Below are 14,382 nucleotides of genomic sequence, written 5' to 3'. Positions count from 1 at the left end.
AAGTGAATTGGATCTCGTATCATGGCCATTTTCAAAATGGACCCCGATCGCATTTCGGCATTCCCTGTCGCCGGCAAGACCTCGCGCGGAATTCTGCAGGGGCTGGTGGCCGGTGTCACGGCCTTCGGCAGCACCGCCGCAGCCTATGCGGGCGGCTATGTTGCGCCGATCGTCGAGTTCTCGCCAGCGGCCGCCCCCGTCGCATCGGTCGGCACTGCGCCCAACTACTGGCTGGCGCTGATCCCGCTGGCGCTGCTGTATTTCGGCACGCGCGGCGGCAACGACTCCGGGTCCAACCCGCCCCAGGACCTTGGCGGTCCGTGCTTTTGCGAGGGCACGTTGATCCTGGCGGATGGAGACTGGGTCGCGGTCGAAACCATCAAGGCCGGGGATATCGTCACCACCTCCAAGGGTGCGCAGCGGGTCCTGTCGGTCGGATCGTGGCAGCCGACGCAGTTCCGGGACCGCCCCATCACCGTGGACGGGGTCCGCATCTCTGCCAATCATGGCGTGCATGTCGACGGCTTCAACGTCGAGGCCCAAGCGGTCAGCGCCAAGCGCGGCCTGATCGACGGGCGCAGCTATTTCCATATCCTGGTCGAGGATCACAGCTGGCTGTCGGCCAAGGGCGATCCTTCGGGTCCGGTTCTGGTGGCGGAAAGCCTGCTGATGACCAAGGACCTGAAGCTGGCCAATGATTTCCCGCATCTGGTACAGCATCACGCGGCGAACCCCGTCGCACCGCGCCTGTCGCACCTGGACGACCGCCTGCCCGCAGCCGCGTAAGCAGGGATATGGTCGTCACCACCGTAGCCGGCCCTGTATTCCCTTCATGACCATGCCCCGCACGATGGCGGGGCATGTTTGTTGGCATGGCAGCCCTTGGGCCGCGCTTACGGCATCGTGGGCAGGGCAAAGCCGTGGATGGTCATCCGGCTTTCCCGTGCATGGTCGTCGACACCCCATCCGGCCCAGGCTGCGTGCCGCTCGATCGTGGCAAGGGCCGCCATTCCGGTCGTGGTGTCCCAGATGAAGCCGGCCGCCATGTCCGCGTGGCGGATCGTCTCGAAGACCCTGCCGTCGATCGAAAAGACGCAGCGATCGGCGAACAGCTCGAACTCCAGTCGCTGCGGGACGCCCGGCTTGAACTCGCCAAGGGCCAGCGTGCGGCGGTCGGACGATGCGCGTCCGCCGCCCGTCCGCGGCATGTGGACGGCAGGGGCCCAACCGATCACGCCATTGCGCCTGATCAGTTCAAAGTCCAGCTCCTTGCCGTTGTCGGCATGGGTGAAGAACGCGTTGACGGCGCTTGCGGTGTGGCTGGTGACCACCGCGCCCCACTTGCCGATCGCGCTGGCCGGACGGTTCATCTGCAGCGCACCATTTCGCCACTGGCCCGCCACCATCGCCGCGGTGATCGCGACGGACTTGTCTCCGTTGTAGAGGACGCGGGCGGGCGTTCCCAAGCTGCCGCCAACGCCGTTGCCGCGGTCACCACCGGCCCAGTTCGGCAGGAAGATGTTGATGCCCGCCGCGGCGCTCCAGTCATAGGACAAGGTCCGATCGATCCTGAAGTCCTGCGTGGCGCGATAGCCCGTGGGCAACAGCGGCGCGACAGGAGGCTGGACAGGCGCGGGCTGGACCGGAGCGGGCTGGACAGGAGCGGGCTGGACCGGGGCAGGCGTCACGGCCGTTTGCGCCGCCAGATAGGCTTGCAGGTCTGCCGCCGTCGACTGCAGGACGGCCAGGACATCGGTCAGCTTCTTGCGGTCGCTCATGGAAGGCTCCTGTGGGGTGGGAACGACCGGCACGGGGGTCGGCGTCGGCGTGGGGTCGGGGTCGGAACGGGCGTCGGCGTGGGCGTCGGCACCGGGGTAGGGGTTGGCACAGGGGTAGGCGTAGGCGTCGGGGTAGGAGTGGGATTGGGAGTGGGAGTAGGCGTTGGCGTCGGCACCGGATTGGGCGTGGGTGTGGGGACCGGCGTGGTGTCCATCAATGCATTCACGGCGGACCAGGCCGGGTTGCGGTCGCCCAGCCAACGCTGCAGGCCGTGGCAGACATTCGCGTCCGGCAACCTGCACTCGACCGACATCGCCATCGGGCCGTCGAACCCCTCTGCCCGCAATGCCGCGATGGTGGCGGCATAGACCGCGCCCATCTGCGGGCTGACCGAAAACGCGTGCAGGAACGTCCGCGTCGCCGTGCTGCCACCGACGCCGTTGAGATGGTTGCCGACCTCATAGGCGCCCAGTTCCATGCCGTACTTCGTGGCCTCGGTGCGATAGTGCCTCCACTTGGGGGTCAGCGCCCTGACGGTGCGATCGGCCGCCCAGTTCGTGCCGGTCAGCATCTGGTCGCGCATCCGGTCAAAGGCCGCGCTTTGGGACAGGGTGGTGCGCCACCCGTCGATCTGGGCCACGCGCGCGCCGTAGGCCATGCCGCCGTCGATCTGTGCGTGAACCGTCAGCATGTCGATCACCGAATGCGGCGCGACATAGGCGGGCAGGCCGCGCGTACCGCTGCGGTCCCGCCACAGTGGCGCGATCAGGATGTCGGCCTCGCCGCCGACCCAATCGGCCTGGTGCTGGACCACGGTGTGCAGCCGGGCATCGTTGCCCCAGACCGCGCGCCAGGCCTGCGCCATCTGCGTCGCGCGCATCCCGTACCAGTTGCGGAACTCGGACCCCGTCGCCGTTCCAAACGCCGCACGGCCCTGTTCGGCACAGTAATGCGCCTGCGGGGTGCCCGAAAAGTCCCAGGTCTTGGTGCTGTATTCGACATAGACATGCCGGGGCGCGGGCATCAGCGAACGGATCAGCGTGGCGCACTGGCGGATGTGATCGTCGTTCGCCGCAGTGGGCAGGCACAGCCACATGTCGGCGCCCACCTGGTTGCACAGGGCGGCCATCCACTCGTACGGCACGAAACGGTAAAAGATCTCGTCGGTCGGCAGGGCGCGGCTGGCCCAGGTGGTGATGCGCAGCCCGCCCTGGTCGGTACCGGTCAGGATGCCGATCCACTCGTCAAAGCGCAGCGCGCCATAGCCGCGCACCGTGTCCAGGTACTGGCGGCGAAAGATCGCGCCCTGGTCGGCATCGGCCCAGTCGTCGCGATGGTTCAGGCGGATGTTGCGGATCTGCCCGCCGGCCGGGTTGATGGTGCGGACGATGATGTCGACCCAACTGGAGCCGTTGGCGGTAAAGTCGAACTGGATCTCGTTCGGCACCGACCGATTGATGTTCGTGCCGCCATTGACGTCGATGGTGCAAGTCCCCTCCCACCGCAGGCGCCAGCGGCCGGTGCCACCGGCGGCGGCGGGCATGTTGTGGAACAGGCGGGTGCGGAACCCGCCTGAGTTCGGCGGGATCGAGATCAGGCGTCCCCCGGCGGTCATGTGCCCCCCGGCCACCAGCGCATCCCACTGCGCGCCGCCGCGGTCGGCCTGCCATGACCACGCCTGCTTGAAGGCGTTGACGAAGGGGCGGGAACTCTCGTTATTGATGACCCCGAGGCGGGCAGCGATCTTTCCGGTCGGCATGGTGGCGTCTCCGATCTGCGATGGTTGCAGCGCCCCTTACACAGCCTTCACGGTAACGTTCCGTTAACCATGCGCGCGTTGCGTGCGTCGGATTGGCCTGCTGCTTGGCGGCGTTTACGTCGGAATCGCGGTCCAAGGCCCAGATGGCCGTGCCAAGGGCTATGGAATATGATCGGCGGGCCGCAGCGACCGATGGCTGCTGGTCGACGTCGCGGCTGCCGCAAGGGAAGTCGTGGACCTATTCCCGCAATTGCGCGTTCGAATGGGCGCTGCAACGGAGCAGCCGATCGAGGAGTGGATGATGACCGATGCGACCCTGACCCTGGAAGATGGCCCCGAACTGCTGGGTGAAGTCGTCGATACGGGCGGTGACTACATCCGGATCAAGACCAGGACAGAGATGACCCAGGACCAGTTGGCGCAGTACGCCGAGGGCATGATCGAGATCGACGGCAAGGCCCAGAAGGTGATGCTGGAAAGCGCGATGCCCCTGCCGGACGACGAAGAGGTCATGGAACTGACCATGCGCCGCTTCACGCCGTCGGCCTGAATATCCGCTGTCGGCAAATGCTATTCAGGCCGTGCGAGAAACTTCGCCCGGCTCTAAGGGGTCACATATACCTTACTTGCTCGGCCATACCGATCTGTGCTGAATGCATGCAGTGCAAATTGTAAAAGATCGACTTTTTAAGTTTCGCTAGATTATCTGAGGCAGCAATCGGAGAAATTTCGTTGGCCCGACTTTTTACCGAGGACGAATTGCGCCTGATCGATGATGCATTATCATCGTATCAACATAACGGCGCCTACAGCACCGTCCGTGCAAAAGTTGCCGCACTGGTCGCCGAAGACCAGCGTGATCGTGTCGTCGTGATCCCATTACCCAAGATCCGGCATCCTTGAATTTCCAAGCACCTGCATGGAAGCAGCCTTCGCAGGTCAATTTGGACCTATCTGCGAGCTTGCTCATGCATTGAAAGGACATATGTGGTCACCTTTGGCATGTGACGTATTACATAGGGCTGGCTCGAGTGCGAACGTGTCTTGGCTCCTGCCAGTAGCCTCAGGGCTTATCATGTTTCACAACCAGAACGGGACAGTCGCAGCCAAAGCGATGGCGGAAAAGTCTGTCTTTGGGCATCGGTGTTGATCCGGGTTACGACGCGCCGCCAGTTTTTAGGGCACCCGATCATGATCTCGATGTGATTATGCCGTCTGTAGCGGCGCGTGTCGTGTTTCACGACCGTCTGGTCAGACTTCTGGCCGAGGATGCGGACCTATATTCCCTGTCTGCCAACGCCTTTCTCAGCCAGTCAGCCTCATGTCCCCGGTCCGCCAACAGCCATTCGGCCTTTGGCAGATCACCCGGCAGCACCGCCGCCGGTGTGGTCGCTGACTTGTCCGGCCAACATATGGACCCTCATCTAGCGGCCCTCCGCATCAGTAACGGCGTGCAGTTTGCTGTTCATGCCGTCACCGATGCCGATGGCCGCCCGATCCGGTTCTCGGAGCATTGGTCCTCGAACTCATGACGGCAGGCCAAGTCAGCGACGACACGGGTGCAGCAGCCCTGCCGAACAGCTTGCCAAAGGCGGAGTGCGCTGGCCCACCGGGGCCGTGATGCCGATTGGTTCAGGGAAGCGTTGAAAGACAAGGGGATAGAACCATGATCCCGGGCCGGACGTCGCGCGGCAAGCCAATCAGGCATGACAAGCGCCGCGACAGGATCGAGATCATGTTCGGCAGGCTCAAGGACTGGCGCCGGGTCGCAACATGCTACGACAGATGCCCGAAGTTCTTCCTCTCCGCCGTCAACGCATGCGTCGACCCCGCGTCACAACTGTCATGGTCAGGCTATGAAACAAGAACGAGGCCTGACCCTAGCCCCATCTTACGTGGATCTTCTGAAGAAGCTTCCCAAGTTGATAGGGATCGGCCGGGTGGCGTAAGGGATAGGGGCGACATCTGTCGAACTGGCGTCTCTTTCGCAGACCGGCGTTCTCCGGACTCGCAAACGGGTCACCACCACACGGGCAAGGTGGCTTCCTGATGATTGCTTCACCCTGTTGTCCGAACTTCTCATGGAGGCGACGCGCGCCACTGCAGATCACGATGTCGGGGGAGAGCACCCAGCGTGCCATGCTGAGACATAGAGTTTCGGTAGGTCTCAGGATTGCGGCCACCTTTTCCGGCAACGTTCGCCTTGGGGGTCGCGGCGTGATGGAGGCGTATCGCACGCTGGTCGTGGCAAAAGGGGATATGCAAACGCAAAATGCGTGCAAAGCTGCGCCGGAACACCTGTTTTCTGTCTCGACCTTCGGTCGGTACCGAGACTGACATGCTGTCTCTGTCTCTGTCTCTGTCTCTGTCTCTGTCCATGGCTGAGGCGGGCCGCACACCTTGCCGCGCCTAACGAAATGCGCGGGACGCACAATTGCAGCCTTGTCATGACCTTGGATGACGGGCCTCGTTCCATCGAAACCACGAAACCACGAAACCACGAAACCACGAAACCACGAAACCACGAAACCACGAAACCACGAAACCACGAAACCACGAAACCACCTGACCACGCGAACAATCGCTACGGCTTTCGACCTCCGCTGCAACGTGGTTCGGACGATCCTCACCGCACACGGTACGCTTCCCCTTGACGGTGGACGGTGTTCAATGGGGGATGATCGTCGCGCGCGCGGAAAGGGATAACTTTTCCGTTGAACCCTGTGGAACGCAGGCGGCCCACCACTCCAGCGTTCGTGAGAGGGAGATAGCAAAATATCAGAGGTCTGGCCCCAACGGGGCAGGGCATTTCGACCGGGGGACATGAGAGTGCACAGCGGGTGCACCTTTATGCCTCATCACCAATGAAATGCGCTGGTGACCCCGACAGGACTCGAACCTGTAACCTGCCCCTTAGGAGGGGGCTGCTCTATCCAGTTGAGCCACGGGGCCAGCAGGGGCATCCATACCGAAACCGGGGGGCGGTTGGCAAGCGGCGGCAGGGGGGCGGTTGTGGGCGGGTCTGTCCTTCGCTAACATCGGGTATCCACAGATCGGAACGCCCCATGCTGCCCATTCGACCGCGCCGCCCGCTGACCCTCAGAGACGTGTCCGAGGCGTCGGGCGTCTCGGAAATGACCGTCAGCCGGGTCCTGCGCAACCGGGGCGATGTGTCCGCCGCCACGCGCGAAAAGGTGCTGACCGCGGCCAAGACGCTTGGCTATGTGCCCAACAAGATCGCGGGCGGGCTGGCCAGCCAGCGCGTCAACCTGGTTGCCGTGGTCATTCCGTCGCTGTCGAACCTTGTCTTTCCCGACGTGCTGGGCGGCATTTCGGCGGAACTGGACGATACCGGCCTGCAACCCGTGATCGGCGTCACCAACTATTCCCCCGCGCGCGAGGAGATGGTGCTGTACGACATGCTGTCCTGGCGGCCTTCGGGCGTGATCCTGGCGGGGTTGGAGCACAGCAAGGCGGCGCGCGCGATGCTGCAGAATTCCGGCCTGCCGGTGGTCGAGATCATGGATGTCGACGGAGAGGGGATCGACACGCTGGTCGGCATCTCTCATATCCGCGCGGGGCGCGAGATGGCCGACCGCATCCTGGCCGCGGGCTATCGTCGGATCGGCTTTGTCGGCACGCACATGCCCGAGGATCACCGCGCCCGCAAACGCCTGCTGGGCTTCGAGGAGGGGCTTGCCGCCGCCGGCGTCCAGCTGGAGGCGCGGGAATATTATCAGGGCGGTTCCAGCCTGCTGAAGGGGCGCGAGCTGACCGAACGCATCCTGACCCGCGCGCCGGACCTTGATTTCCTGTATTTCTCGAACGACATGATCGGGGCAGGGGGGCTGCTGCACTGCATCGACCGGGGCTATGACGTGCCGGGCAAGCTGGGGCTGGCGGGGTTCAACGGGGTCGACCTGCTGGACGGGCTGCCGATGCGGCTGGCCACCACGGATGCGCGGCGCGTCGATGTCGGGCGACGGGCGGCGCGGCTGGTGTCGGGCAAGGACGCGGCGCCCGAAAACCGCATCATCGCGCTGACCCCGACCTTTCTGCCCGGCGACACGATCCGCGACGTTCCCGCCTGACGTCCCGCCTTGTGAGCGGCCCGCGCTAAGCCTATCTGTGGGCGATGCGTATTCCCGTCGTCTCCCGACTTCTGTCCCGCAAGCCCCGCGTCGCGGTCATCCGCCTGTCCGGCACCATCGGCGGTGCGGGACGCGGCGGCGGCCTGAACGACGCGGCCCTTGCCCCCGTGATCGAACGCGCGTTCCGCCGGGGCAAGCCCCTGGCCGTGGCGCTGGTCATCAATTCGCCCGGCGGATCGCCGGTGCAGTCGTCGCTGATCGCGGCGCGCATCCGCAGGCTGGCGGATGAGACCGACATTCCCGTCCACGCCTTTGTCGAGGATGTGGCCGCATCGGGCGGCTATTGGCTGGCCTGCGCCGCCGACGACATCTGGGCGGACGAAAGCTCGATCCTGGGGTCGATCGGGGTGATCTCGGCCGGGTTCGGGTTCGACCAGCTGATCCAGCGGTGGGGCATCGAACGCCGCGTCCACACCGCCGGGACGTCGAAATCGACGCTGGACCCGTTCCGCCCGCAGGACCCCGACGACGTCGCCCGCCTGCACACGATCCTGGAACCGATCCACCAGGCCTTCAAGGACCATGTCCGCGCCCGCCGCGGCACGCGTCTGGCGCCCGACCGCGACCTGTTCACCGGAGAGTTCTGGGCGGGCCTGGAATCGGTGCGCCTCGGCCTGGCCGACGGCATCGGCCATCCGGTCCCGCGGCTCAAGGCGCTCTACGGCGACAAGATCCGCTTCGAGGTGCATGGCATGCGCCGGCCGCTGCTGCGCCGTCTTGGGCTGTCCGCCGACCTGCTGATGGACGCGGCCGAGGATCGCGCCGCGTTCCAGCGTTTCGGCACCCGCGGATGATGCTGCGCATCGCCCTTCTGTTCCTGCTGGTCATGGTCGTCGTCGCGCTGCTGCGCGGCCCGGCCCTGCGCCGTTTTCTGAAGAAATTTCTGGGGATCGACCATCGTGATCGTTGAACTGCTGCTGGTGCTGGGCGGACTGGCCCTGTTGGTTCTGGGGGGCGACCTGCTGGTCAAGGGCGCCGTCGGACTGTCGCTGAAACTGGGCATGACGCCCCTGGTCGTGGGCCTGACGGTCGTGGCCTTCGGGACGTCGGCGCCCGAACTGCTGGTGTCGCTGTCGGCGGCGCTGAAGGGGTCCAGCGGCATCGCCATGGGCAATGTCGTGGGCTCCAACATCGCCAACGTGCTGGTGATCCTGGGCATCACCGCGCTGGTGTCGGTGATCGTCACCAAGGGGCACGACCTGCGCGAAAGCTGGGGGATGATGATTTTCGCCTCGCTGCTGCTGATCGCCGTCGCCTGGACCGGAGAGATCGGCCGCATCGAGGGCGCGATCCTGCTGCTGGCGTTGGGCGCGGTCCTGTGGCGGCAGCTGTCCACCGGACGCGCCGACGAGGCCGAGGTGGACGGCACGACCCTGGGCGCGGGCTGGGGCCGCATCGCGCTGTGGCTGGGCCTGGGACTGGTGCTGTTGCCGGTGGGGGCGAACCTGCTGGTCAACGGCGCGACCGAGATCGCCCGCGCTTCGGCATCAGCGAGACGGTGATCGGCCTGACGCTGGTCGCGATCGGCACGTCGCTGCCGGAACTGGCGGCCTCGGTCGCATCCGCGCTCAAGGGTCGGGCGGACATGGCCCTGGGCAACGTGGTCGGGTCGAACATTTTCAACATCCTGGGCATTCTGGGCATCACCGCGATCATCGCCCCCCTGCCCATCCCGCCCGAGATGATGCGCCTGGACCTGTGGGTCATGCTGGGGGCGTCGCTGCTGCTGTTCCCGTTCCTGTTCCGCGGCATCAGCCTGACGCGGCCGGTGGGGGCGGTGTTCCTGGCGGGTTATGCCGCCTATGCCTGGGTGCTGCTGTGACCGGCGTCGCGCTGGTCACGGGGGCGGCACGCCGCCTTGGCCGCGCGATGGCGCTGGAACTGGCGCGGCGCGGCCATGACGTGGCGATCCACTATGCGGGGTCGGCCGAGGAGGCCGAGCAGACCGTCGCCGATGCGCGCGCCCTGGGCGTGCGGGCACAGGCCTTCCAGGTCGACCTGCTGGACGCCGACGCCACGGCCGCGCTGGTCCCGGACGTGGCGCAGGCGATGGGGCCGCTGACCGTGCTGGTCAACAACGCCTCGATATTTGAATACGACACCATCCGCAGCGCGACGATGGAGGGCTGGGACCGGCATGTGGGGTCGAACCTGCGCGCGCCGTTCCAGCTGATCCAGGCCTTTGCCGCGCAATGCCCCGAGGCCCGGCCCGACGAGAACGGCGAACCGCAGGCATCGGGCCTGGTGGTCAACATGGTCGATCAGCGGGTGCTGAAGCCCACGCCCGAATTCATGACCTATTCCATCGCCAAGGCCGCGCTGTGGTCGCTGACGCGCACCGCGGCGCAGGCGCTGGCGCCCGATATCCGCGTGAACGCCATCGGCCCCGGCCCGACCCTGCAGGGCGCCCGCCAGAGCGACCGTCATTTCGCCGCGCAGAGGGCCGCGACGGTGCTGGGCAGGGGGGCGGATGCCCAAGGCATCGCCGACGCCCTGGGGTACTTCCTGGACGCCCGTGCGGTCACCGGACAACTGATCTGCGTCGATGGCGGACAGCATCTGGGATGGCGCACGCCCGATGTCCTGGGGCCGGAATAGGCCCGATCCGGAACGATCTTGTCATTTTGTCCACGGCACTGTGGAAGACGGTCGCAAGATGCGGATTCTGCAAGATTTTTCTGTCCACAACCGGCCTGAATAATAATTATCCAACAATAACAAAGCCATTCCGTTCTGCCTAAAATAAGGGCAACTTCACGAAACTGTAACGATTGCTGGCCCTGCAGGGTCATCCTCACAGCCCACCCACAGATTTATCCACAGATTCCGTGGAAAGCTTCCTTCTTGCCTTCGGTCCCCGGAACTTGCAGCGGGGGTCAGAATCACCAAGTTCATGTCATGACCCAGAAAACCGGCCACGCCCTCATCCAGGATTACCTTCGCACGCTGGACGGCAGTCCCGGCGTCTACCGCATGCTGGATGCCAGCCAGGCGGTCCTCTATGTCGGCAAGGCGCGCGATCTGCGCGCGCGGGTGTCGAACTATGCCCGGCCGTCGGGGCATTCGGGGCGCATCGCGCGGATGATCCGCGAGACGGCGTCGATGATGTTCCTGACCACCAACACCGAAACCGAGGCGCTGCTCCTGGAGCAGAACCTGATCAAGCAGCTAAAGCCGCGCTACAATGTGCTGCTGCGCGACGACAAGTCGTTCCCGAACATCCTGGTGGCCAAGTCCCACGACTATCCCCAGATCAAGAAGCACCGCGGCGCGAAGTCGGAAAAGGGCGACTATTACGGCCCCTTTGCCAGCGCGGGCGCGGTGAACCGCACCCTGACCCAGCTGCAGCGGGTGTTCCTGCTGAGGAACTGCACCGACAGCGTGTTCGAGTCCCGCACCCGTCCCTGCCTGCTGTTCCAGATCAAGCGGTGCAGCGCGCCTTGCGTGGGCCGCATCAGCGCGCCGGACTACAATGCCCTGGTCAATGACGCCGAACGGTTCCTGCAAGGCAAGACCACGACCATCCAGTCGGATCTGGCGACCGAGATGGCCCGGGCGGCCGAGAACATGGAATACGAACGCGCCGCCGCCCTTCGCGACCGCATCAAGGCGCTGACTGCCGTGCAGTCGGTGCAGGCGATCAACCCAAAGGGCGTGGCCGAGGCCGACATCGTGGCGCTGCACATGGAGGGAGGGCAGGCCTGCGTGCAGGTCTTCTTCATCCGCGGCAATCAAAGCTGGGGGAACCGCGATTTCTATCCGCGCCTTGGCGGGGCCGAGAGCCCGGACGAGGTGATGCAGGCGTTCCTGATGCAGTTCTATGACAACACCCCGCCGCCGCGCCAGATCCTGCTGTCCCACCCGCCCGAGGACCCCGATCTGACCGCCGAGGTCCTGTCCGAACGCGCCCGCCGCAAGGTCGACGTGGCCGTGCCCCTGCGCGGCGAAAAATCCGACCTGGTCACCAACGCCCTGCGCAACGCGCGCGAAAGCCTGGCCCGGCGCATGTCCGAAAGCGCCACCCAGTTGCGCCTGCTGGAGGGTCTGGCCGACGCGTTCGAACTGCCCAGCCCCCCGCGCCGGATCGAGGTCTATGACAACAGCCACATCATGGGCACCAACGCCGTCGGCGGCATGATCGTGGCGGGGCCGGACGGCTGGATCAAGAACCAGTACCGCAAGTTCAACATCAAGGGCACAGAGATCACCCCCGGCGACGATTTCGGCATGATGAAGGAGGTGCTGACCCGCCGCTTCACCCGCCTGCTCAAGGACGATCCCGACCGCCAGACAGAGGCGTGGCCGGACCTGCTGCTGATCGACGGCGGCGCGGGGCAGGTGTCGGTCGTCCACGAGATCATGGCCGAGATGGGGGTCGAGGACATCCCGATGATCGGCGTGGCCAAGGGCCAGGACCGCGACCACGGCAAGGAGGAGTTCCACCGTCACGGCCAGCGCCCGTTCGCGCTGCGGATGAACGACCCGGTCCTGTACTTCGTCCAGCGCCTGCGCGACGAGGCGCACCGATGGGCCATCGGCACCCACCGCGCCAAGCGCGCCAAATCGCAGATGGCCAACCCCCTGGACGAGATCGCGGGCATCGGCGCGTCCCGCAAGCGCGCCCTGCTGCAGCATTTCGGCAGCGCCAAGGCCGTGGGACGCGCCGGCCTGACCGACCTGCAGGCCGCGCCGGGCATTTCCGCGGCGATGGCGCAGAAGGTCTATGACCATTTCAACGCCAAGGGCTGAAGGCCGTCCGGATCACAGATCCGCCAGCGGCGCGTTGGCCCTTTCCAACCGCCGCGGCACCGACTAGCGTGCGGCCATGCGCTGGAACATTCCCAATATCCTGACCCTTCTGCGTCTGCTGGCGGCCCCCGGGGTCCCGCTGATGTTTCTGTATTTCCACCGGCCCTGGGCCGATTGGGCGGCGCTGGCGCTGTTCATGGGGGCGGCGATCACCGACTGGATCGACGGCTATCTGGCCCGCGCTTGGAAGCAGGAAAGCCGCTTCGGCGCCGCGATGGACCCGATCGCGGACAAGGCGATGGTGGTGATCGCGCTGGTCGTCATCACCGGCTATTCCGGGATGAATCCCTGGCTGATCCTGCCGGTGACGATCATCCTGTTCCGCGAGGTCTTCGTGTCCGGCCTGCGCGAATACCTGGGCGACAAGTCGCGCCTGCTGGCGGTGACCAATCTGGCCAAGTGGAAGACCACTCTGCAGATGGTCGCCATCTCGGTCCTGTTCCTGGGCACGGGGTTGACCTATGTCGAACACGGCCTGGCCCCCCGCGTGGGCGAGGTCGGGCTGGCATGGTCGGGCAGCTGGGCCGCGCTTGCGACCTATGCCGGGCTGACGCTGATCTGGATCGCGGCCGCGCTGACCGCCTGGACGGGCTGGGACTATTTCGTCAAGGCGCTGCCCTATCTCAGGGAGCCGCGCCATGACGGTTGAGGTGCTGTATTTCGCCTGGCTGCGCGAACGCGTCGGCCACCCGCGCGAAACGGTACAGACCGACGCCGCGACCCCGCGCGCGCTGATCGCCGAACTGGCCGCCCGGTCCGACGGCCACGCCGCGGCGTTCGGCGACATCGCGGCGCTGCGCTGCGCCGTGGATCAGCAGCTGACCGACCTGGATGCGCCCCTGTCGGCGCCGAGAGGTTGCGTTCTTTCCGCCGATGACGGGGGGCTGATGGCCGCCCGCGTCCAGTCGGACCCCTTCGATCTGGCGACCGAGCTTGCGGGCTTTGGCGCGGGGGCCGGCGCGGTCGTCACCTTCACCGGCATCGTCCGCGACGACGGCGGCATGCTGGACGCGCTGGAGATCGAACACTACCCCGGCATGACCGAACGCGCCCTGACCGATCACGGTCTGGCTGCGGCATCGCGGTTCGGGCTGTCCGACTGGCGGATCATCCACCGGCACGGCCGCATCCCGGTGGGGGGACAGATCATGATGGTCGCGACCGCCGCCCGCCATCGCCGCGCGGCCTTTGACGGGGCCGATTTCCTGATGGACTGGCTGAAATCCCGCGCCCCGTTCTGGAAACGCGAAATCGCGCGCGACGGCACCACCAGCTGGGTCGCCGCCCGCCCCGAGGACGAGGACGCGCTGACCCGGTGGTGAACGTCTCCGTTGTCCAAATACCCATGCCCGGCCGCCGTCCGTGACCCGGCCCGACCTGCGCAGCCTGCTGCGCACCCATGCCGAACTGCTGATCTTCTCCGCGCTGGCGCTGGCCGCGCTGTGGGTGGCGTTTTGGGGCGGCTGGTTCTTTGCGGTCCTGGGCGGGGCAGGGGCGCTGGTCGCGGGCAGCCTGGCCCTTGGGGCGCTGCGCCGCACGCCCTTTCGCCGTGATGTCGCGGCCCCCGGCGTGGTCGAGATCGTCGAGGGGGCGATCCGCTATTATGGCGCCACCGACATGGGCGGGGAAATCCCCCTGCGCGACCTGATCGAGATCCGCCTGCTGCGGCTGGACGGGCATGCCCATTGGCGCCTGCGCAGCCAGACGGGCGAGGCACTGCTGATCCCCGCCGACGCGGCGGGGGCGGGGGCGCTGGCCGATGCCTTCACCGCGCTGCCCGGTCTGGACATGGGCGCGGTGTCGGCGGCACTGGCGCATGTGGCCCGCCAGAAGGACGCGATGCGCACCGTTTGGCGGAGGCCGGGCTGAGGCGGCTTGACTTGG

General features: G+C 66.0%; 12 protein-coding genes, 1 tRNA gene and 4 pseudogenes. 13 read left to right on the top strand and 4 right to left on the bottom strand.

From position 1 onward, the window contains the following. Window positions 1-21: 21 nt before the first annotated feature. On the top strand, window positions 22-786 hold the full coding sequence (locus TY51_RS08795; RefSeq protein ID WP_042248453.1) for a Hint domain-containing protein: 765 nt from the start codon (window positions 22-24) through the stop codon (window positions 784-786). A gap of 107 nt (window positions 787-893) precedes the next feature. Here the strand turns inward: TY51_RS08795 and TY51_RS22600 are convergent, their stop codons facing one another. Beyond that, window positions 894-1,778 carry a hypothetical protein gene (locus TY51_RS22600; RefSeq protein ID WP_042248450.1) on the bottom strand — a complete coding sequence of 295 codons (885 nt, stop codon included), beginning with the start codon at window positions 1,776-1,778 and terminating at the stop codon, window positions 894-896. Further along, window positions 1,775-3,538, bottom strand: coding sequence for a hypothetical protein (locus tag TY51_RS22595; protein ID WP_042248446.1), 1,764 nt, complete (start codon window positions 3,536-3,538; stop codon window positions 1,775-1,777). Before TY51_RS22595 ends, TY51_RS22600 begins: the two co-directional genes overlap by 4 nt. 262 nt (window positions 3,539-3,800) lie before the next feature. On the opposite strand from TY51_RS22595, the gene TY51_RS08780 reads away from it, so the two are divergent. Both TY51_RS08780 and TY51_RS21840 read left to right on the top strand, forming a co-directional pair. Further along, window positions 3,801-4,088 (top strand): hypothetical protein, encoded by a 288-nt coding sequence (locus tag TY51_RS08780; protein ID WP_197054699.1) that lies wholly within the window; start codon window positions 3,801-3,803, stop codon window positions 4,086-4,088. Window positions 4,089-4,297: 209 nt separating this feature from the next. Beyond that, complete coding sequence (locus TY51_RS21840) at window positions 4,298-4,441, top strand: hypothetical protein (protein WP_156117963.1); 144 nt, start codon at window positions 4,298-4,300, stop codon at window positions 4,439-4,441. Between the two features lie 177 nt (window positions 4,442-4,618). Here TY51_RS21840 and TY51_RS23355 read toward each other — a convergent pair. Further along, a pseudogene (locus tag TY51_RS23355) lies at window positions 4,619-5,010 on the bottom strand (transposase); the annotation flags it as partial. Between TY51_RS23355 and TY51_RS20980 the strand changes: the two are divergent. Continuing rightward, window positions 4,975-5,351 (top strand): annotated as a pseudogene (locus TY51_RS20980) (IS5/IS1182 family transposase); the annotation flags it as partial. The pseudogenes TY51_RS23355 and TY51_RS20980 overlap by 36 nt on opposite strands. 1,062 nt (window positions 5,352-6,413) lie before the next feature. Here TY51_RS20980 and TY51_RS08775 read toward each other — a convergent pair. Continuing rightward, window positions 6,414-6,490 (bottom strand) — tRNA-Arg (locus TY51_RS08775). Between the two features lie 113 nt (window positions 6,491-6,603). Here TY51_RS08775 and TY51_RS08770 point away from each other — a divergent pair. The 9 genes and pseudogenes from TY51_RS08770 (at window position 6,604) to TY51_RS08735 (ending at window position 14,367) form a co-directional block, all read left to right on the top strand. Further along, window positions 6,604-7,629 (top strand): LacI family DNA-binding transcriptional regulator, encoded by a 1,026-nt coding sequence (locus TY51_RS08770; protein WP_042248440.1) that lies wholly within the window; start codon window positions 6,604-6,606, stop codon window positions 7,627-7,629. 44 nt (window positions 7,630-7,673) lie between these two features. Then, entirely contained in the window at window positions 7,674-8,483 is an 810-nt protein-coding gene (locus tag TY51_RS08765) for a S49 family peptidase (RefSeq protein ID WP_042248436.1), read from the top strand. A 108-nt stretch (window positions 8,484-8,591) separates the two neighbouring features. Beyond that, window positions 8,592-9,511 (top strand): annotated as a pseudogene (locus TY51_RS08760) (calcium/sodium antiporter). A 47-nt stretch (window positions 9,512-9,558) separates the two neighbouring features. Next, on the top strand, window positions 9,559-10,287 hold the full coding sequence (locus TY51_RS08755) for an SDR family oxidoreductase (RefSeq protein ID WP_042248471.1): 729 nt from the start codon (window positions 9,559-9,561) through the stop codon (window positions 10,285-10,287). Window positions 10,288-10,587: 300 nt separating this feature from the next. Next, complete coding sequence (uvrC, locus tag TY51_RS08750) at window positions 10,588-12,438, top strand: excinuclease ABC subunit UvrC (RefSeq protein ID WP_042248433.1); 1,851 nt, start codon at window positions 10,588-10,590, stop codon at window positions 12,436-12,438. Window positions 12,439-12,514: 76 nt separating this feature from the next. Next, complete coding sequence (pgsA, locus tag TY51_RS08745) at window positions 12,515-13,147, top strand: CDP-diacylglycerol--glycerol-3-phosphate 3-phosphatidyltransferase (RefSeq protein ID WP_042248431.1); 633 nt, start codon at window positions 12,515-12,517, stop codon at window positions 13,145-13,147. Then, a pseudogene (locus TY51_RS23350) lies at window positions 13,137-13,331 on the top strand (MoaD/ThiS family protein); the annotation flags it as partial. The gene pgsA and the pseudogene TY51_RS23350, both read left to right, overlap by 11 nt. Window positions 13,332-13,385: 54 nt before the next feature. Continuing rightward, on the top strand, window positions 13,386-13,820 hold the full coding sequence (locus TY51_RS23345; RefSeq protein ID WP_042248468.1) for a molybdenum cofactor biosynthesis protein MoaE: 435 nt from the start codon (window positions 13,386-13,388) through the stop codon (window positions 13,818-13,820). A 40-nt stretch (window positions 13,821-13,860) separates the two neighbouring features. Then, entirely contained in the window at window positions 13,861-14,367 is a 507-nt protein-coding gene (locus tag TY51_RS08735; protein WP_052649977.1) for a hypothetical protein, read from the top strand. Window positions 14,368-14,382 lie beyond the last annotated feature (15 nt).

This window comes from Paracoccus sp. PAMC 22219 (assembly GCF_000787695.1).
GTDB lineage: Bacteria > Pseudomonadota > Alphaproteobacteria > Rhodobacterales > Rhodobacteraceae > Paracoccus.
The sequence above is the reverse complement of the archived record's forward strand: the minus strand, read 5'-3'. Positions and strand labels throughout refer to the sequence as shown.